At 71.3% G+C, this 18752-nt stretch carries 18 protein-coding genes and 1 pseudogene; 10 read left to right on the top strand and 9 right to left on the bottom strand.

Translation table 11 applies throughout. From position 1 onward, the window contains the following. Positions 1 to 33: 33 nt before the first annotated feature. Positions 34 to 2937, bottom strand: coding sequence for a poly(A) polymerase (locus tag ACFY2X_RS43400; RefSeq protein ID WP_389950051.1), 2904 nt, complete (start codon positions 2935 to 2937; stop codon positions 34 to 36). Further along, positions 2937 to 4709, bottom strand: coding sequence for an RNA ligase family protein (locus ACFY2X_RS43395; protein ID WP_389950047.1), 1773 nt, complete (start codon positions 4707 to 4709; stop codon positions 2937 to 2939). The genes ACFY2X_RS43400 and ACFY2X_RS43395 overlap by 1 nt, the downstream gene beginning before the upstream one ends. Positions 4710 to 4890: 181 nt before the next feature. Between ACFY2X_RS43395 and ACFY2X_RS43390 the strand changes: the two genes are divergently transcribed. Next, positions 4891 to 5634, top strand: a complete 744-nt coding sequence (locus tag ACFY2X_RS43390) for an SDR family NAD(P)-dependent oxidoreductase (protein WP_389950045.1) — start codon at positions 4891 to 4893, stop codon at positions 5632 to 5634. 291 nt (positions 5635 to 5925) lie between these two features. Here the strand turns inward: ACFY2X_RS43390 and ACFY2X_RS43385 are convergent, their stop codons facing one another. From ACFY2X_RS43385 to ACFY2X_RS43375, 3 genes are all read right to left on the bottom strand, one after another. Next, complete coding sequence (locus ACFY2X_RS43385; protein ID WP_389950042.1) at positions 5926 to 8247, bottom strand: ATP-binding cassette domain-containing protein; 2322 nt, start codon at positions 8245 to 8247, stop codon at positions 5926 to 5928. A 341-nt stretch (positions 8248 to 8588) separates the two neighbouring features. Continuing rightward, complete coding sequence (locus ACFY2X_RS43380; RefSeq protein ID WP_389950039.1) at positions 8589 to 8816, bottom strand: hypothetical protein; 228 nt, start codon at positions 8814 to 8816, stop codon at positions 8589 to 8591. A 36-nt stretch (positions 8817 to 8852) separates the two neighbouring features. Next, positions 8853 to 9755: an oxidoreductase gene (locus ACFY2X_RS43375; RefSeq protein WP_389950036.1), complete on the bottom strand. Its 903-nt coding sequence runs from the start codon at positions 9753 to 9755 to the stop codon at positions 8853 to 8855. A 63-nt stretch (positions 9756 to 9818) separates the two neighbouring features. Here ACFY2X_RS43375 and ACFY2X_RS43370 point away from each other — a divergent pair, with 63 nt between their 5' ends. After that, positions 9819 to 10814 carry an ArsR/SmtB family transcription factor gene (locus ACFY2X_RS43370; protein ID WP_389950033.1) on the top strand — a complete coding sequence of 332 codons (996 nt, stop codon included), beginning with the start codon at positions 9819 to 9821 and terminating at the stop codon, positions 10812 to 10814. An 82-nt stretch (positions 10815 to 10896) separates the two neighbouring features. Here the strand turns inward: ACFY2X_RS43370 and ACFY2X_RS43365 are convergent, their stop codons facing one another. Then, complete coding sequence (locus tag ACFY2X_RS43365) at positions 10897 to 11439, bottom strand: cysteine hydrolase family protein (protein WP_389950031.1); 543 nt, start codon at positions 11437 to 11439, stop codon at positions 10897 to 10899. Between the two features lie 227 nt (positions 11440 to 11666). Between ACFY2X_RS43365 and ACFY2X_RS43360 the strand changes: the two genes are divergently transcribed. From ACFY2X_RS43360 to ACFY2X_RS43350, 3 genes are read left to right on the top strand one after another with little or no spacing between them, the layout of a single operon-like run. Beyond that, the gene (locus ACFY2X_RS43360; RefSeq protein WP_389950029.1) at positions 11667 to 12101 is read left to right on the top strand and encodes a hypothetical protein; all 435 of its coding nucleotides are present in this window, start codon (positions 11667 to 11669) and stop codon (positions 12099 to 12101) included. Further along, entirely contained in the window at positions 12098 to 13321 is a 1224-nt protein-coding gene (locus ACFY2X_RS43355; protein WP_389950027.1) for an NRAMP family divalent metal transporter, read from the top strand. Before ACFY2X_RS43360 ends, ACFY2X_RS43355 begins: the two co-directional genes overlap by 4 nt. 39 nt (positions 13322 to 13360) lie before the next feature. Continuing rightward, positions 13361 to 13558 carry a hypothetical protein gene (locus ACFY2X_RS43350; protein ID WP_389950024.1) on the top strand — a complete coding sequence of 66 codons (198 nt, stop codon included), beginning with the start codon at positions 13361 to 13363 and terminating at the stop codon, positions 13556 to 13558. 125 nt (positions 13559 to 13683) lie between these two features. Here ACFY2X_RS43350 and tnpA read toward each other — a convergent pair whose 3' ends face one another. After that, entirely contained in the window at positions 13684 to 14112 is a 429-nt protein-coding gene (tnpA, locus tag ACFY2X_RS43345; protein ID WP_389950021.1) for an IS200/IS605 family transposase, read from the bottom strand. Between the two features lie 23 nt (positions 14113 to 14135). Here tnpA and ACFY2X_RS43340 point away from each other — a divergent pair, with 23 nt between their 5' ends. The 5 genes and pseudogenes from ACFY2X_RS43340 to ACFY2X_RS43320 all read left to right on the top strand — a co-directional run bounded on the left by ACFY2X_RS43340 (position 14136) and on the right by ACFY2X_RS43320 (position 17583). Further along, positions 14136 to 14810 carry a zinc ribbon domain-containing protein gene (locus ACFY2X_RS43340; protein WP_389950018.1) on the top strand — a complete coding sequence of 225 codons (675 nt, stop codon included), beginning with the start codon at positions 14136 to 14138 and terminating at the stop codon, positions 14808 to 14810. Positions 14811 to 14869: 59 nt separating this feature from the next. Then, positions 14870 to 15076 (top strand): annotated as a pseudogene (locus tag ACFY2X_RS43335) (molybdopterin dinucleotide binding domain-containing protein); the annotation flags it as partial. A gap of 58 nt (positions 15077 to 15134) precedes the next feature. Then, entirely contained in the window at positions 15135 to 15332 is a 198-nt protein-coding gene (locus ACFY2X_RS43330; RefSeq protein WP_389950133.1) for a hypothetical protein, read from the top strand. Between the two features lie 2 nt (positions 15333 to 15334). Beyond that, on the top strand, positions 15335 to 15790 hold the full coding sequence (locus tag ACFY2X_RS43325; RefSeq protein WP_389950016.1) for a hypothetical protein: 456 nt from the start codon (positions 15335 to 15337) through the stop codon (positions 15788 to 15790). A 152-nt stretch (positions 15791 to 15942) separates the two neighbouring features. Next, complete coding sequence (locus tag ACFY2X_RS43320; protein WP_389950014.1) at positions 15943 to 17583, top strand: carbamoyltransferase; 1641 nt, start codon at positions 15943 to 15945, stop codon at positions 17581 to 17583. Positions 17584 to 17592: 9 nt separating this feature from the next. On the opposite strand, the gene ACFY2X_RS43315 is transcribed toward ACFY2X_RS43320, so the two are convergent. Together ACFY2X_RS43315 and ACFY2X_RS43310 are read right to left on the bottom strand one after the other, a co-directional pair. Continuing rightward, a complete protein-coding gene (locus ACFY2X_RS43315; RefSeq protein ID WP_389950011.1) occupies positions 17593 to 17769 on the bottom strand; it encodes a hypothetical protein in 177 nt (58 codons plus the stop codon). Continuing rightward, positions 17754 to 18572, bottom strand: coding sequence for an SDR family oxidoreductase (locus ACFY2X_RS43310; RefSeq protein ID WP_389950008.1), 819 nt, complete (start codon positions 18570 to 18572; stop codon positions 17754 to 17756). The genes ACFY2X_RS43315 and ACFY2X_RS43310 overlap by 16 nt, the downstream gene beginning before the upstream one ends. Between the last annotated feature and the right edge of the window lie 180 nt (positions 18573 to 18752).

Raw genomic sequence — 18752 nt, 5'->3', positions numbered from 1 at the left:
TGTGGCCGGCCTCCATGCCTGCCGGCCGTCCGGTCAGCGCAGCGTTGGTACGGCGCCGCACTCCGCCCATTCGACCTCGACCTCGGGCAGGCCCCTGACCCACCTCCCGGCGATCTCGGCGAGCCGGGCGGCGTCCGGCGGCGTACGGCCGAGCCCGACCGCATACCGCGCCGACCCCGGGCCGGTCTCGAACGGCCGGGGCCAGGCCTGCGCGTCCGCCGATCCGGCGAGTTCCAGGGCGGTGAGCAGCGCCCGCACCCTGCCACGGAAGCGGCCCAAAGCGACGTCGAACCTCTCGTCCGACCCCGACCGCACGGTCAGCACCGCCCATGCCGCGTGCCGCCGGTGCAGCGGTGGCGGCGACAGCAGCTCGGGCCAGGGATCGGCGCCGGTCTCCGCCGCCGCCTCCAGGATTTCCCACGCCTGGTAGAGCTCCTGGGTCAGCAGGTCCCGCCCGCCGGGACCGACCTGCTCGGTGCAGGGCCGGACCGGCTCGGTCGGAGTCATGATCGACACCATCGCTCCGGAGCCGGTCTTCCCGGGCGCGGCGGAGCCGGCCAGGAGACTGACCGGCTGCCCCCAGTCCCAGGCGGCCCAGGTCGCGAAGAAGTGCCGCAGCAGGTCACCGGCGGGAAGGTCTTCGGCCTCGCGTGCCGTCCGCGCCGCCAGCACGGTCCAGGCCAGGCCCGGCGGCCCGCCGAACGGGGCCGAGTCCAGCCCGCGCGCTTTCGCCCACGTCTTCACCTCCCTGGCCAGCCTGGTGAAACCGGCGCGGTTGCCGCCGGTGGCGGCGAGCACCGCGTCCGCGTCGCCGACCGCGCTCAACGCCACCGCGGCCGCCTCGTCCAGCCGGGCTCGGCGGGCCACCGCCTGGGCGGGGGCGATCTGCCCGGTGGCGACGAGGACCAGGTCGACGTTCAGGTCGCCGACGCGCAGCCGCAGGCCTGGCACCCTGGCGCCGGCCACCCGCCGTATTCCGACGGCCTCCGGCAGCGCCGCCGCCACCCGCTCTTGAATCCGCTCCGGATCGACGGCGCCCGGCAGCGCCGCCACCAGATCCAGGTCCGCCCCGGCCAGAGCGCAACCCAGGCGCCGTGACCCGACGACGTGCACGACCCCGTCGCCCAGCGCCTCCGACAGGCGCCGGGCGACCTGACGCGCCCGCGCGGCCTGGGAGCCGTCCTCCTCCGCCGGGCCGTCTTCGCCGACGCGCGCCCAGGGGCGCTGCCCGGCGGTGTGCGCCCGGCCGGGCGGGGCCGGCTCCTCGGCGTCGGGCACCGGAAGCCATCGCACCTCACCCGTTCCCAGGGTGATCGTCGCCCGTGGCCGCATCGGCTCCTCACCCCGGCGGGAGAGCAGGACCAGCTCGCCGACCCGCGCCGACATGGGGCCCAGCCCGGCGGCGCAATCGGCGAGCCGGTGCGGATCCCGGGTCCGCCCCAGGGTCAGGTGCGGGACGAAGCCGTCGGCGCGGCCGAGGCAGCGGGGGAAACGCCGCTCCAGCGCGCGGCGCAGTTCCGCCCACGGCGCCGGGCCGGCCGCCGCCGGGTTGAGCCAGACCGTGGTGTCGTCCCGGTGGCCGAAGGTGTGCACCCCTTCGAGGCGGGCGGTGAAGGGCGGGGTCTCGGCCGCCGCGGCCGCGAGCAGCGGGGCCGCCCGCTCGAAGTCGGACTCCGGCACGAACCCGAAGAGCAGGTTGACGTGCGGCGGCCAGCGGTGGATCTGCGGGTCGTGCTCCTGGCGGACCCGCTGGATCGGCGGCCACAGCTCCACCGGCGGAATCCAGGCCACCGCCGTGCGGGCCGTCGGCGAGACGTCGAGGACAGCCGTGGGTTCCGTCCGGCCGGCGTCCAGGTCCACCTGCACGCCGTAGTGGTCCGACACGAACAGCCCCTCCGGGCCGGGGGAGTCGCCCCGCAGGACCGCCCGGGTCGCTCGCAGCCCACCCGCGCGCAGCAGTACCCGGTCCAGCCGGGAGGCCCGGCCGGACAGCGAGGAGATCGCGGCCAGCGGATTGACCCGCGGGTCGAACGTGGGCGTCCGGTCGTCGGGTCCGCGCACCTCGGTCCAGGCGTCACGCAACCCCAGCACGCCCGCCGGCCCGTCCCCGCCGTCGTTGAAGTCGCCCAGCACGATCACGTCGCCGTCCACCCCGGCCAGCCCCTCGGCCAGCCGGGCCAGTTCGGACTGCCGCCGGACCGCGCCGTCGGCGGAGTGGTCGCTGGTCAGGTGAGTGGTGGCCACCACCACCGGCCCGGAGGCGGATTCGACGGTGACGGCGGCGACCGCCTTGTGCAGGCCGAGGGCGTGCCAGGCCGCCTCCCGCACGGGCACCCGGCTGAGCAGCAGCAGGCCGCTGTCGTCGACGTCCTTCCCGGCCGGGTCGGTGCCCAGGACGTAGCCGGAGCGAACCCATCGCGCCTGGAGCAGCATGGCGAGCAGCTCGGCCTCGACCTCCTGCAGCGCGATGACGTCGGCGTCGGCCTGTTCCAGGGCCGCCAGCAGCAGCGGCCTGCGCCGGGAGGTGTCGATCCGGTCGCCGTCGTAGCGGTCCCACAGCGTGTTCCAGGTCAGCACCCGCAGACCCGCCGGCGCCGGCCGGGACATGCGGCCCGCCGGGCGCCATCCGGCCGCCGGATCCCACGCGTACGGTGTCCTGGCCGTGAAGAACGGCGCCCGCAACCGGCGCGGGTCCCGCACCCGGCCCGCCTCCGACGAATCGATGCGGTCCACGCCCGCGGACCGGTCCCAGACCACCTCGCCGTCCGCCTCGACGAACAGCACCCGGTGCCACGGGATGTCCCCTCCGGGTACGAAGGCGGGCAGGGGCACCCGTTTGGGAGCGGCTCCGCGCACGTTGATCCCCAGCACGAACCGGGCCGGGTCGAAGCGCGGATCCCAGCGGACCCGGTGATAGATCTCCTCGCTCGTGCGCATCACTCCTCCTCACCGTCGAGTGTCCCGGCGACGTCCTCGACGGTTCCGGCCGGTCCGACGTACCACGTGCGGTGCCCCTGGCCGGGGTAGGGCGGGGAGAAGCGGGCGAGCTGCGCGGAGAGCACCTCCGGCGGCACCCGGTGCGTCCGGCCGTCGTTGCGCCGGACCAGCTCGTCCTCGTCGATCAGCAGGACCGCGTGTGTGATCAGCGCGTCGCGGCGGCGTGCCACGGCGTGCACCAGCGCTCGCTGGTGCTGGTTGAGGGACGTGGCGTCCCAGATCACGGTCCCGCCGCCGGCCAGGGCGGTGTCGAGCCGGTCCAGGCCCGCACGGAGGACGGCCGCATTGGCTCGCTGGTCGGACCGGGATCCCTGGGCTTCGCGCAGGTCGTCGAGGGAGACGATCTCATCGGCGCCGGGAAGGCCGCCGGCGAACCCGCTCTTGCCGCTGCCCGACGGGCCCACCAGGTGGACGAGCCGGGGGAACGTCCCGGACCGCCACCGCCAGCTCAGCGCCACGGCCTCCTCGGCGGTGGTGATCCGGCCCAGGGCATAGGCCTCACGCGCCTCCGCCCAGCACCGGTCGGCCACGTCGGCGTCACGGTCGCCGAGCGCCCGGCGCAGGCCCGCCCGCAGCGGCCCCAACGGTGTCTCCCCGAGCAGCCCGGCGTCTTCGGCGTGCAGCGCGGACCAGTCGACCTGCTCGCGGGCGTCGGCGGACTCCTCGTCGGCGCGTCCGGCCAGGACCGCTCCGGCGACCGCGTGCAGCACCCCCAGGTCGGCCGCGGCGGCCAGCCGTACCAGGCCGGCCCGGCGCTCCTCGTCGGGGAAGGGACGATGCAGCGCGGTGTGGAGCCCGACCAGGTCCGCGACCCGCCGGGCCAGCGGCATGCCCAGCGGAGCCACCAGCCGGGGCGCCAGCCACGCACGGCGCGTGCCGTGCAGCACCGCCGCCAGCACGCCCGCCAGCCGGGCGTCTCCCAACCGGCCCAGCAGATCGAGTCTCGCGAGCGCGTCGGACGCCGCCGCCTCGGCCCGCTCGACGGCGGGCGCGAGCTCGGCGGACCCGCCCAGCTCGGACGGGGTCACCCCCACCACCTCCAGCAGCGACGGGACATCGGCGGCGGTTCCCGAACGCACCCCCCACAGCGAGGCGGCCGGGCCCAGGGCGTTCACCTGGACGGGGGCGAGCATCCAGTGCGTGTCGGTCTGGACGTGCTCCCGGCGAACCCATTTGGCCACCCGGCGGGCGAACTCCTCCCGGTCGAACCCCTCGACGGTACGCACGACGTACCCCTCCTGCCGCGAGGTGTCCAGCCGCAGTGCCCGCAGCGCCCGCTCGTCGAAGACCCCGCGCCACAGCACCGGCGGGACCGGGATCCCCAGGCGCCGGGTGAAGCGCACCGTCCGGTCCCAGTCGAGGCAGCGGTCACCGTCCCAGACCGAGAAGCCATAGAACCAGCTTTCCAGGTCGCGGTATTCGATCGAGTGGCGGGCATAGAGGTTCTCCCCGCACACCCGCCAGCCCCGCGGGATCGCAGAGGCTATCCGGCCCTGCAACGCCTTGACCCACGCCCGGGACGGGTGATGCGCGGAGTCCAGCGAGCGGGCGTGCAGGCCGTCGGAGTAAAGGGTCGTGTTCTCCCCGTCGAGTTTCTCGGTGACCACGACTTCCCGGCCCACCAGCCCCGACAGGTCGCCGGCCCGCATGTCGTCCGAGGTCGCCCCCGGAGACCAGGGCAGGTGCGCGGTGCGGGGATAGTGAGTTCGCATGATCCGTTCCCGGTGACGACGTCGGGCTCCCGGTCACTTTAGGGGCCCGCCGAAAACGGATCCATCGAATAATCACCCGGCGATCTCGTGCAACCGGATGAGGCGTGGCGGGGTTTAAGGGGCTACGAGAGGGACGGCGAACCGTCTCTCACCTGGATCGCGCTCACAATGGGAGTTCGGCATGACTGGAATGCTGTACGGCAAGGCGGCGCTGGTGACCGGCGGCAGCCGCGGTATCGGCGAGGCGATCGCGCTCAGGCTGGCCGCGGACGGGGCGGATGTGGCGCTGACCTACCAGCACAGCACCGACCAGGCCGACGACGTGGTGGAGCGGGTCAAGGCTCTGGGGCGCCGGGCGATGGCCCTGCGGGCCGACGCCGGTGACCCCGCGGCGGTCGCGGACGCCGTGGAACGGGCGGCCGGTGAGTTCGGCCGGTTGGACATCCTGGTCAACAACGCCGGGGTGTTTCCCTTCGGGCCCTTCCAGGACGTGCGGCCGGAGGACTTCGACCGGGTGCTCGCCGTCAACGTGCGCGCGCCGTTCATCGCCGCCCAGACCGCGGCAGGGCACATGACCGAAGGCGGGCGGATCATCAACATCGGCAGCTGCCTGGCCGTCCGCACGCCTTTCCCCGGCATCACCCTGTACGCGTTGAGCAAGACCTCCCTCACCGGGCTGACCAAGGGTCTCGCCCGCGAGCTCGGCCCGCGCGGCATCACCGCCAACGTGATCCACCCCGGCCCGATCGACACCGACATGAACCCCGCCCACGGGCCGGGCGCCGACGCTCAGAGCGCCTACACCGCCCTCGGGCACTACGGGGAACCGGCGGACATCGCCGCGACCGTCGCCCACCTGGCCGGTGAGGGAGGCCGGTACGTCACGGGCGCCTCCATCGCGGTGGACGGCGGCGTCACCGCCTGACGTCCCGCTGGTCCGCAACGAATCGATTCGATGAGCGAAAGCAACCCTCTCATGCGTGTACGCAAGGGACTGCTGGCAGGACAGTTCATGGCCGCCGTCGTCTCCGCCCTCTCCCCCCGGCGGCCCAAGGCCGCCGTGCTGTGATCTACGGTGCTCGCCGGCCGGTGGGGACCGCGCCGCGGACGATTTCACCCGGTCGAGGACACCCGGGAAGGATGCGGGGCCGGGTCGCGTGACGAAGTGGCTCCCGGCCACGCCGGACGCGTGACCGGGGGCCACCGGGACGAGGTCCTACGGCCGGCCGGTGTATCCGCGGAGATGCTCGGCCGTGAGGGATGTTCCGGTGCCGACGAGCTCGGCGGGGGTGCCGGTGAAGACGATCTGGCCGCCGTCGTGACCGGCTCCCGGACCGAGGTCGATGATCCAGTCGGCGTGGGCCATCACGGCCTGGTGGTGCTCGATGACGATGACCGTGTTGCCGTCGTCGACGAGGCGGTCGAGCAGGGCGAGCAACTGGTCCACGTCGGCGAGGTGCAGGCCGGTGGTCGGCTCGTCCAGGACGTAGGTCGTGCCGTTCTTCGCCATGTGGATGGCGAGCTTGAGCCGTTGCCGCTCACCGCCGGACAGCGTGGTGAGCGGCTGGCCGAGGCCGAGGTAGCCGAGCCCCACCGCCGCGAGGCGGTCGAGGATCACCCGGGCCTGGCCGGTGGTGAAGAACTCGCGGGCCTCGGCCACCGGCATGCCGAGGACCTCGCTGATGTTCTTGCCGCGCAGCTGGTACGTCAGCACTTTCGGGGTGAACCGTTTCCCCTCGCACTCCTCGCACACCGACGCCACCTCGGCCATCATGGCGAGGTCGGTGTAGATCAGGCCGATGCCCTTGCAGGCGGGGCAGGCGCCCTCGGAGTTGGCGCTGAAAAGGCCGGGCTTGACACCGTTGGCCTTGGCGAACGCCGCCCGGATCGGGTCGAGCAGTCCCGTGTAGGTGGCCGGGTTGCTCCGCCGGGAGCCGCGGATCGGCGACTGGTCGGCGACGACCACGCCGTCCTGCCCGGCGACGTAACCGTGGATCAGGGAGCTCTTGCCGGACCCGGCGACACCGGTGACGACGGTGAGGACGCCGAGGGGGATGTCGACGCTCACGTTCCGCAGGTTGTGCAGGGAGGCGCCCGCGATCGGCAGCCACCCGCCGGGGCGGCGTACCTGCCGGCGCAGTTCCACGCGGTGGTCGAGGTAACGGCCGGTCAGGGTGCCGGACTTCCGCAGCCCGGCCAGGTCGCCGGCGAAGCAGACCTGGCCGCCCGCCGTACCGGCACCGGGGCCGAGGTCGACCACGTGGTCGGCGATCTCGATCGTCTCCGGCTTGTGCTCCACGACGAGCACCGTGTTGCCCTTGTCGCGCAGCTGGAGCAGCAGGCCGTTCATCCGCTGGATGTCGTGCGGATGAAGCCCGGCAGTGGGTTCGTCGAAGACGTAGGTGACGTCGGTCAGGCTCGAACCGAGGTGCCGGACCATCTTCACGCGCTGGGCCTCACCGCCGGACAGCGTCGAGGACTCCCGGTCGAGGCTCAGATAGCCGAGGCCGATCTCGACCAGCGAGTCCAGTGTTTCGCGAAGGGTCTCCAGCAGCGGCCCCACGGAGGCGTCCTGGATGTTCCTGACGAATTCGGCCAGGTCGTTGATCTGCATGGCCGAGCACCGCACGATGTTGTGGCCGTCGATCATGGAGGATCGGGCGGCCTCGTTCAGCCGGGAGCCGTCACAGGCCGGGCAGCGGGTGAGCTTGACCGCCCGGTCGGCGAAGGCGCGGGCCTGGGGCTGCATCGACTCCCGGTCCTTGGCGAGGTAGAGCCTCCGGACCTTGGTGACGAGCCCCTCGTAGGTGAGGTTGCTCGATCCGATCTTGACCTTGGTGGCGGGCTTGTGAAGGAAGTCCTCCCACTGGGCGGGGGTGTAGTCCTTCAGTTTGAGGGCGGGGTCGAACAGGCCCGAGTGCGCCATCAGCTGCCAGTACCAGGTGTCCACCGCGAATCCGGGTACCTTGACCGCCCCGTCGTTCAGCGACAGCTCCCTGTCGACCAGCTGGTCGACGTCGATATCGGAGACCTTGCCGAGCCCCTCGCATTCCGGGCACATGCCCTCGGCCCTGTTGAAGCTGAAGGCGAAGGGAGGGCCGACGTGAGGGGTGCCGAGCCGGCTGAACAGGATGCGCAGCATGGTGTGGGCGTCGGTGGCGGTGCCCACGGTGGAGCGTGCGTTGGCGCCCATCCGTTCCTGGTCGACGATGATCGCCGGGCTCAGGTTGCGCAGCGAGTCGACATCCGGGCGGCTGAGACTCGGCATGAAGTTCTGGATGAACGCCGTGTAGGTCTCGTTGATCAGCCGCCGTGACTCCGCGGCGATCGTGTCGAAGACGAGTGAGGACTTGCCGGAGCCGGAGACCCCGGTGAAGACGGTGAGCCGTCGCTTGGGGATGTCGAGGGAGACGCCGGTCAGGTTGTTCTCTCTGGCGCCGCGGACCTGGATGAGGTCGTGGCTGTCCGCGGCGGTGTGATCCGACCTGCGGAGGTCGTCGTGGTGCCGGACACTGCTTTCCTGGGGGTTGGAGAGCACGGAATCCTTTCCATCCTTGACTGGTGATTTATGTCGTACGGAAGCGGCCGGGGAGTCTGCGCCGGGTGTCACGCGGTTTTTCTTCGCCGGGCGGTCACGCTCGATGCGGTCGCCGACGCCGCGTCTCTTTCCCCGCCGGGCAGCCGGTTTATCCCCGTGGCATCTGACGAGCCGGTTCCCCCGGTCTGTCACCGCCGCTGCCGACGTTCATGCCTTCAAGTGTCTCATTGAACTGACGTTGAAGACTTTTCCTCAGAGCCGGCGCACTACGCTGGATGTCTGCTCGGACAACCTTCAACTCGCTGGTGAACCCCGCTACACCAGAGACGAGGAGCCGGCCCTCAGCCGTCGGCCGCGGGCGCGAAGTCGCGGCCGAGCTGGTGATCGATCAGGGCCACGGCCTGTTCGGGAGCGTGCTGTTCGAGCAGGACGCTTGTCTGCAGGCCTTCGGCGCCCGCCACCAGGAACGCGGCCTCGGCCGAACGGCCTGGCCCCGCCTCGACGCCGCCGATCGCGCACTCGGGTTCAGCCCGCAGAGCGTACGCCCGATCGACATGAAGGCCGCCCACCACTGCGGCCTCTGGTTCTGACGGCCGGACAGCCCCTCACCGGTCGCCCGAGGAGTCCAGGACGGCCAGTTCGTCCTCGGAGAGGCGCAGCGTTCCCGCAGCCACGTTCTCGACCAGGTGATCCGGGTCGCCGGTGCCGGGGATGGCCAGCACATGCGGTCCACGGTGCAGCGTCCAGGCCAGCCGGACCTGCGCCGCGCTCGCCCCGTGTGCGCGCGCGACGGCGAGCACCTCGTCGCTGTCGGCGCCACTCGCGCCCGCCTCGCGACCGTCACCGGCGATCGCGTAGAACGGCACGAACGCGACCCCCTGCTCACCGCAGGCACGCAGGAACTCGTCTTCCTCGGGCCCCGCGCCGATGCCGTACCGGTTCTGCACGCAGACCACCGGCGCGATGGCCTGGGCCTCGGCGAGGTGCTCGGGGCGGACGTTGGAGATGCCCAGGTGGCGGATGAGCCCGGCGTCGCGCAGCTCGGCCAGCGCGCCGAAACGCTCGGCGATCGAATCGGTTCCCACGATGCGCAGGTTCACCACGTCGAGGTGGTCACGGCCGAGCTGGCGCAGGTTCTCCTCGACCTGGCCGCGCAGCCGCTCCGGGGTGGCATGGGGCAGCCACGCACCCGACGGGTCCCGGCCCGGCCCGACCTTGGTGGTGATGACGAGATCGTCCGGGTAGGGGGCCAGAGCCTGATTGATCAGCTCGTTGGCCGAACGCAACGGGGAGAAGTAGAACGCGGCGGTGTCGATGTGGTTCACACCGAGCTCAACCGCGCGGCGCAGCACCCTGATCGCCTGGTCGCGGTCGCTCGGGGCGGCGTCGGGCGTGAACGCCCTGCCCTTCTGCGTCAAGCGCATCGCGCCGAAACCGATCCGGTTGACCGGCAGGTCGCCGAGCTTCCAGGTGCCCGATGCCGCCGCAGTGATCGTCTCTGAGGTCATGTCTGGATGATCCTGGCGCTGTAGGCTGACCGCCATTGATTAGGAAATGTCTGAATCCATGGAGTGATCACCCTGGCGGAACTGGCGTTCTCGGCGAGTGACCTGGCGCAGATGCGGTTCGCCGTCTCGCCGATGTGGGAGGTCGGGACCAGCTTCCGGCTGCTGGCCTCCGGCTCCGCGAGCCCCGTGCACCGGTCCTGGCTCGAGCAGGTACGGCCACGGGTGGCGGCCGCCGGGCTGGACCGGGGGTGGCTCGCCGAGCTGATCCCGCCCTCGGGTTACGTCCCCGACTTCCTCAACCCGGCGCCCGCCGGGCCGGCCCCCACGCTGGCGGAGGAACTGGCCGCGGTCCAGGCCGCGCCCGCCGACCGGGTACGCCAGGACCTTGACCACCTGAAATACCACCAGGGGCGTCTCGGTCCCCGCCTGCGGACCTTGCGCGCCGAGCCGCGGACCTGCCTGGCCCGGGTCACGGAGGAGATAAGGACCTATTGGGAGCTGGCGCTCGCCCCCTACTGGGCGCGGATCCGGGCGGTGCTCGACGCCGACGTCTTCTACCGGGCCCGGCAGGCTGCCGAGCACGGCGCGGGCCGCCTCTTCAACGACCTGCACCCCTCGGTGAGCTGGGACGACAACGTGCTGCGGTTGATACGCCGGCAGCGGACCCTGACCCGGAAGACGTCGGGCGCGGGGCTGCTGCTGGTTCCCTCGGCTTTCACCGGACCCGGTCCGCTCACCCAGGTGACACCGCCGGAGCCGCCGCAGCTGGCCTATCCGGCGCGCGGCGTCGGCTCGCTGTGGGAATCCCGGCCCGTCACCAGGACCGACGCCATCGCCGCCGTACTCGGCCGTTCGCGGACCCTGCTGCTGACCGAACTGGAGGCTCCGGCCTCCACCACCGAGCTGGCCCGCCGTACCGGGCTCTCCGCGGCCGGGGTGTCCCAGTATCTGACCGCGCTGCGCGACGCGGGCCTGGTCAGCGCCCACCGAGCCGGTCGCTCGGTGCTCTACGCCCGCACCTCCGCCGCCGAAGCCGTTCTCGCCGCCGCATCCTCGTAGCCCCGGTCCCCTGCCCGGCTCCGGAGACGCCGCCGTCGGCACCGGCAGGTCCGCCCCTGCCCGGCCGCCGAACAGCCGGTCGTCAGGCCTCCAGGATGCGGCGGGCGGGCAGGATCTCCGCTCCCATGTTGCGCTCCATCATGCGCAGGGCTGCTTCTCCCAGGTCGGGGTGGATGTGGGCGACGCAGTCGGGTGCGACCCGGATCGCGAAGTGGCGGATGTAGGCGTCGAGGGCGCTGTACAGCACGCACTGCTCGGTCACCTGCCCGGTCAGCACGACGCGTCGCAGGTTCAGGCGGTGGAGCAGGTATTCCAGCGATGTTCCGTAGAACGCGCTGTGGCGCACCTTGGGGAGAAAAGCGCAGTTCCGCGGCGGCACGATCGGCTCGACGAGGTCGGGCCGTCGGCCCTTGCGCGCGGTTTCCTCGATGTCGTCGCGGGTCGCGGCGAAGTCGCCGTGGTTGTCGTTGACGTAGATCAGTTCAACGTCGTCCTGCCGGTGGGCCTGCTCGATCAGCCGGGCGAGTGGTCCCACGATCTTTTCGACGTTCTTTCCCAGCGTCTCGGCGTCGTCATGGTCGTACGGGTTCAGCATGTCCATAACGATCATCGCGATGGTTTCCATGACGCCCCCTTACTCCTGGTGCCTTTCCGTACCTCATTGTGCGTGGCGCCGGTTTCGGGCACGGGGGTCAGGGCAGGTGCGGCGGTCGCCTGTTCCGCTTCGCATGACGGCCGCGTAGTTGGGGAGGAGATGGATGTGATGGACGAGGGGCTGGTGCTGCTTGTGGCCTGGGGTCAACTCATCGCTCTTCTGGGGGCGCTGGGCTACTTCCTGCTGCGCAGGGCACGATGAGGATGAAAGCGCTGGTGCTGATCCTGCTGGTGTTGACGGTCTCGGGGTGCGTCAGCCCCGCCTGGAGCGACCACGACTACGCGCTCAAGGCCGCCGAGTCGGCCGAGGCCGCCGCTTCCAGCGTCGAACTGGCACGTTTGACGGTGCGCAACGAGGATCGGCTGCTCGCGCCGTATGTCAAGACGACGCTGACCGAGACGGCCGGTGAGCTGGGGAGCGTGAACGACCAGTTCGGAGGGGTGCAACCACCCTCGGACGCGTCGGACCGGCTGCGCACGTCGTTGCTCGACCTCACCACGCAGGCCGAGGACAAGGTTCAGGACCTGCTGATCGAAGCCCGGCGTGATGGGATCAAGGATCCCGTTCGGGCGGCCGGAGAGCTGGAGGAGCTCGCCGGGCGGCTGCGCGAGCTGGGGGAGCGGCTGCGATGAAGAAGCTGTTCGCTGTCACTCTCGGTGTTCTGACGGCCTTCGGCGGGTTCGTCGACATCGGTGACCTCGTCGCCAACGCTCTGGTCGGCTCACGGTTCGGCATGTCCCTGGCCTGGGTGGTCGTGGTGGGCGTGGTGGGGATCTGCCTGTTCGCGGAGATGTCCGGCAGGATCGCGGCGACGTCGGGAAGGCCGGTTTTCGACCTGGTCCGTGAGCGCCTGGGGCCGCGGGCCGGGCTGGTCAATCTGGGCGCGTCGTTCTTCATCAACGTGCTCACCCTGGCGGCTGAGATCGGCGGCGCGGCGCTCGCCCTGGAACTGGCGACGGGAGTCAACTACCTGCTCTGGGTGCCAGGCGTGGCACTGGCCGCGTGGCTGGTCATGTGGCGGGTGAAGTTCGAGACCATGGAGCGGGTTTTCGGGCTGGCCGGTCTCGCGCTGGTCGTCTTCGCTGTCGCGCTGTGGCGGCTTGGCCCCGACTGGGGTGAGCTGGCGGCCCAGCTCACCCGTCCGCCCGCGAATGAGGGCGCCCCGACTTACTGGTACTACGCCATCGCCCTCCTCGGCGGCGCGATGACTCCCTACGAGGTGTTCTTCTTCTCCTCCGGCGGGGTCGAGGAGCGCTGGACCCGGCGTGACCTGGCCGTCGAACGGGCCAATGTCTTCGTCGGGTTCCCGCTCGGCGGGTTCCTCTCTCTCGCGATCGCCGGGTGCGCGGCGACGGTCTTCCTGCCCGTGCAGGCTCAGGTCGGCACGATGGGCCAGATGCTGTTACCGGTCGGGATCGGGCTGGGCCAGATCGGCCTGGTCATGGTGATCTTCGGTGTGTTCGCCGCGACGTTCGGCGCGACGCTGGAGACCGCGTTGTCGTCCGGTTACACGATCAGCCAGTATTTCGGCTGGCAGTGGGGCAAGTTCGTGCTTCCTCGCGATGCCGCCCGCTTTCACGCGGTGGTTCTGGCGGCTGTCGTGGTGGCCACCGCGCTCATTCTGACGACCGTTGATCCGATCAAGGTGACCGAATACTCGCTTGTCTTCTCGGCCGCCGCGCTTCCGCTCACCTATCTGCCGGTCTTGATGATCGCCAACGATCCCGGCTACATGGGCGACAGTGTCAATGGCCGCTTCACCAACGCGCTGGGGACGGTCTACATGGTCCTGCTGTGCGTCGTCGCGGTCGCGGCGATCCCCCTGATGATCGCGACCAAGGCGGGACAGTAGCCGGGACGCCTCGGGTGCGGTGCCCGGCGGCACGCTGCCGTGTCGGCGTCCGGGCGCGACCGCGGGCGGCTGGATCCCAAGGACCTGTACGGCTGGCAGGCCGTCAATAGTCCTGACCGGCTCACCCGTCCCCTGGTGCGCGAGCGGGGCGAGTTCGTCGAGGCTGACTGGGACACCGTGATGGGCCGGATTGTGGCGCGGTCGAAGGAACTGCTCGACGGACCGGGCGGCTGGTGACATTTCGGCTTCTACCAGGTCCGTTCGCAATGCTCCGGCCTTCGGGCCGGGGGCGAAGCGGACTGTCCGGCCCAGCGGGGCAGCAACAGCCGATTCGCCGCCGGGCGAATTGGCACCCACCCCGATCAGACCGGCCGTTTCTGCTGCTCGATGTACTGCTCGAGCACGGTCAGCGGGGCCCCGCCAACCGACCCGGCGAAGTAGGAACCCGACCAGAAACGATCACCCCACAGGTGCGTGCGGACGTGGGCGCCGAACTCCTTGCGCAGCAGCCGAGCCGAGACCCCCTTCAGCGAGTTGACCAGCCTGGACAAGGCGACCTTGGGCGGATAGCAGACCAGCAGGTGGACGTGGCCGTCCTCGCCGTTGAACTCGCGAAGTTCGGCCTCGAAGTCGGCACAGACCTCCCGCATGATCTGTTCGCAGCGGACCAGCATCGGGTCGGTGAAGGCCCCGCGCCGGTACTTGGTGACGAATACCAAATGAGCATGGAGGTGGTAGACGACGTGCCGTCCCGTGCGCACCTCGGGGTTCGGTTTCCATCTCGGTGACATAAACCAAATGATACGATCCGGGGGTGGAGCAGGTGAGACAGACGCGGGCGCACCTGGCCCGCCTGGAGTTGAGCGCGGCCCAGACGGCGGTGCTGGACGGCCAGGCGCACACCGCCCGCGCCCTGTGGAACCTGCTGCACGAATACGCCACCTTCCGGCAGGGCCGGCTCGCGACGGCGAAGGAGTGCGACGAGGCGATCCGGGCGGCTCGTCGTGAGATCGACTGGATGGGCCAACTGCCCGCCCAGGCGGCTCAGGCGGTGTTGAAGGCCTACCGGCAGGCGTGGGCGAACTTCTTCAATCCCGACCACCCGGCGGGCCGTCCGAGGCGCAAGGCCCGGCTGCGCTCTCGGATGGCCGTGGACGTTCCTCAGGCCCGCGACCTGCAGATCAAGCGCCTCAACCGGCGGTGGGGCGCGGTCACCCTGCTGGAGTACAAGACCCGTGATCGCGGCGGGCGGGTGGTGAAGGTCCCCGCCGCGGGCACGTCGGCCACCTGCCACCGGTGCGGGCACCGCGACGCGGCCTGCCGGGACGGTACCCGGTTCTTATGCGCCAATCCCGTGTGCGGGTGGACCGGCCACGCCGACACCAACGCCGCGATCAACATTCGCAACGCCGCAGGAACTGCGGTGTCAGGACGTGGAGACCTCGGGGCTGCCCGGTCTGCGAAGCGTCAACCCCCGCGCGCCGGTTAACCGCGACGCGACGGGAGAGTCTCCGGCCTTCAGACCGGGGAGGAGTTCAACACTTTCACACGCGGACCAAGACCGGCCGGGCCGCCCAGCTGAACGACGCCGCGCCGCAGCCGTGGGTGGAGATCAGCCCCGCGGACGCCGCCGTCCTGGGGCTCGCCGAGGGCGACCTGCTGCGGGTGGAGTCGTCGCAGGGAGCGCTGCAGGCCAGAGCCCGGCTGTGCGGGATGCGGCCGGGAGTGGTGTTCGTCCCGTTCCACTACGGCTACTGGGACCAGGGCGCCCCCGGCCCCGGCCCCGGCGGCTCCCCGCGCCGCCAACGAGCTGGTGCCCACCGTCTGGGACCCGGTCTCCAGGCAGCCGATCTACAAGGTCGCGGCGGTCCGGGTGACCAGGGTCGCCGAAGCGGGAGGCGTGCTCTCCGGCGCGCCCACCGTCGGCGCCGCCGCTCCCGCGGACCCGCGCGTTCCGGCGACGACCGGCGGAGCTTCGGCGGAGGTCTCGCAACGACTTGAGGGGGAGTGACGATGCACCTGGCTCACTACCTGGGGTTGCTGCACCGATCGCAGAACGAGCTGGCCGCCGCCTTCCGCGAGGTCGCCCGCGGTCATCCCGACGAACCCGACGTCCGCCACATCTGTGAGCGGCTGGCCGCCCAGTGCGACGACCACGCCCGGAGGCTGGAACCGTTCGCCCGGAGCTACTCCGAGCAGGCCGAGGACGAACCCGAGCGGCTGCACTCCACACTGTTCTCCGGAACCCGCACCGGCGGCCTGGGACTGCTTCGCGACCTGCACGACCTGTATCTCATGGCCGCCGAATGCGACGTCTCCTGGACGCTGGTCGGGCAGGCCGCGCAGGGGCTCCGCGACGAGGAGTTGCTGAGGGTCGTCCGCCGCTGCGAGGGCGAGACCGCCACGCAGATGCTGTGGCTGCGCACCCGGATGAAGCAGGCCGCACCCCAGGCGCTGGTCGTCGCCTGACCGGGATTCCCGGGCGCGGGCTCGGATCGTACGGCAGCCCCGAAAGTGTCATTTGGCAACATATGACCCTTTTATCAGGACTTTTCCTCGCGCTTTTGTTAGAAAATCGCTACTCTCGGTAGTTAATCAATTACACATCGAGAGGCGGATCCATGAAATTTCTCGGGATAAATGCGATCTTTCATGATCCGGCTGCGGCGCTGGTGGTCGACGGGGAAATCGTCGCGGCCGCGGAGGAGGAACGCTTCAGCCGCCGCAAGCACGGCAAACGGTCCGTCCCGTTCTCCGCCTGGGAACTTCCCGAGCGCGCCGCCGCCTGGTGCCTGGAACAGGCGGGTCTGCGGCCCGAGGACCTGGACGCCGTCGCCTACTCCTACGACCCGGACCTGGTACGGCGAGGCCAGCCCGGCCTCGACAGGAACTGGGAGGACCTGCGCACCACCTACGCCCGCCGGGCCCCGGCCTTCCTGGCCGCCGCGCTGCCGGGCCTGGACTGCTCCCAGGTCCGCTACGTGCCCCACCATGTCGCGCACGCGGCCTCGGCGGGCCTGGCCGCGCCGTACCGGGACTCGGCCGTGCTGGTCTGCGACGGGCGGGGCGAGGCGGTCTCGCACCTGGCCGGGCACTACCGGGACGGGGAGCTGACGGTGCTGGCCACGCAGAAACTGCCGCACTCGCTCGGGTTGATGTACGAGGAGGTCACCGAGCACCTGGGGTTCCTGCGCTCCAGCGACGAGTACCAGGTCATGGCTCTGGCCTCCCACGGCGAACCGCGCCACCTGGCCGAGCTGCGCGAGCTGATCCGTACGACGAGTGACGGGGGATTCCACATCGGGCCGGTCGACTGGGGCGGCTACGCCAAGGCGCTCGGCAAGGGCGAGCCCTGGACCGACGAGCACGCCGACCTCGCGGCGAGCGTCCAGGCGCGCCTGGAGGAGGTGCTGCTGGAACTAGCCCGATGGCTCCACGAACGCACCGGCGACCGATGCCTGACCATGGCCGGGGGAGTGGCGCTCAACTGCGTCGCCAACACGCGGCTGCTGGCCGAAGGACCCTTCGAGGAGCTGTGGGTGCAGCCGGCGGCGGGCGACGCCGGCACCGCTCTGGGCGGGGCGCTGCACCTGGCCCAGGCCTTCGGTGAACCGGCCGCGCCGATGCCGGGGGCCGCCCTGGGCCGGGACTGGAACGAGGAGGAGCTGGCGGCGTGGCTGGAGACGGCGCGTGTGCCGTACGAACGGCCCGCCGACCTGGCCGCGGCGGTCGCGGCGGAACTGGCCGCCGACCGGATCGTGGCCTGGTTCCAGGGCCGCAGCGAGTACGGCCCGCGCGCGCTCGGCCGTCGCTCGCTGCTCGCCCACCCCGGGCGGGCCGCCAACACCGAGCGGCTGAACGAGGTCAAGGGCCGCGAGCGGCTCCGGCCGATCGCTCCGATGGTGCTCGCCGAGCGGGCCCACGAGATCTTCGAACGGGGCCCGATCCCCAGCCCCTACATGCTCTTCGTGCATGACGTCCGGCCCGCGTGGCGCGATCGCATCCCGGCCGTGGTGCACGTCGACGGCACCGCCAGGATCCAGACCGTGGACCGGGCGGACGATCCGCTGCTGGCCCGGATGCTGCGCGAGTTCGAGGCGCGCACCGGGCTGCCGGTGGTGGTCAACACCAGCCTGAACACGGCGGGACGGCCCATGGCCGACGATCCCCGCGACGCCCTGGAATGTTTCGCCTCCGCGCCGGTGGACCTGCTGGCCCTGGGGCCGTACCTCATCCGCAGGAAGGAGGCGTTCGCCCCATGATCACTGTGGTCATCCCCTGGAACGGTGGTGCTCGGCGACCAGCACGCCCCTGCCAGGGCACCCCGGCCCGAACCGCTCCGTTGCCGGCCGTCCGTGCTTGTCGCCGGTGCCGGCCACGCAGATCGTCGAGGCGGTCGACGGCCTGGCGCCCGCGAGGGAGACCGTCCGGTTCAGCCCCGGCGCCATTCGCCCGAAGGCAGCGCACCGGCCGCCTGCGGGCCCATGAGCCCCAGGCCTCCGTCGACGAACAGGGACGACCCCGTGACGTAGGAGGAAGAAGGGCCGGCGAGGAAGGCGACGGCGGCGGCGACCTCGCGGGCGTCACCGGGCCGGGCGATCGGGTAGCCGGGCCTGCTGCCGGGCTCCGGCGGCTGGTCCTCCTGGCCGGTCATCGGAGTGGCGATCTCGCCCGGGGCGACGGTGTTCACCGTGATCCCGTGCGGCGCCAGCTCGAGCGCGAGCACGCGGCTCAGCATGCGCAGGCCGCCCTTGGCCGCGCAGTACGGCCCGGCCCCGACCCGGGGGTATTCCTCGTGGACGCTGGTGATGTTGATGATGCGGCCCCCACGGCCCGAGGCGACCATGCGGCGGGCCGCCCGCTGGGCACACAGGAACGCGCCGTCGAGGTCCACCGCGAGCACCGACCGCCACTGCTCGAAGTCCATCTCCAGAAGCGGGCGGCTGCTGCCGGTCCCGGCGTTGTTCACCAGGACACCGACACCGCCCAGCTCGTCGGCCAGCTCGTCCACCGCGGAGGAGGCCTTCTCCGGATCGGCCAGGTCGTGCCCGCGCACGGCCGCCGCCCGGCCACGGTCGCGGACGAGCTTCGCGGTCTGTTCGGCACCCGCCTGATCGGTGTGGAAAGTGATCCCCACGTCGAAGCCCTGCTCGGCCAGGACCACCGCGGTCGCCTTGCCGATGCCGGAGTCCGCCCCGGTGATGATCGCGATCCGGTCGTAATCGGAGGAGGAGATCGGTGCGCTGCTCATGATGACCGCCTTCCCTGGGGAGGCCTGCCGCCTCGGCGAGATGGACACGGCTCACGGAGGTGGCGCCGTGAGCTGTGTTGTCTCCCCGGAGGAAAGATTCGTAAACGGTCCCGGGCGGCGCGCCCGGCATGCGGAAGGCGGAAGGCGGCACGGATGCCCGCCGGCCGGGCACGGAGGCGG

Origin of the sequence: Streptosporangium sp. NPDC000396 (assembly GCF_042898655.1) — a bacterium.
Classification (GTDB): domain Bacteria; phylum Actinomycetota; class Actinomycetes; order Streptosporangiales; family Streptosporangiaceae; genus Streptosporangium.
The sequence above is the reverse complement of the archived record's forward strand: the minus strand, read 5'-3'. Positions and strand labels throughout refer to the sequence as shown.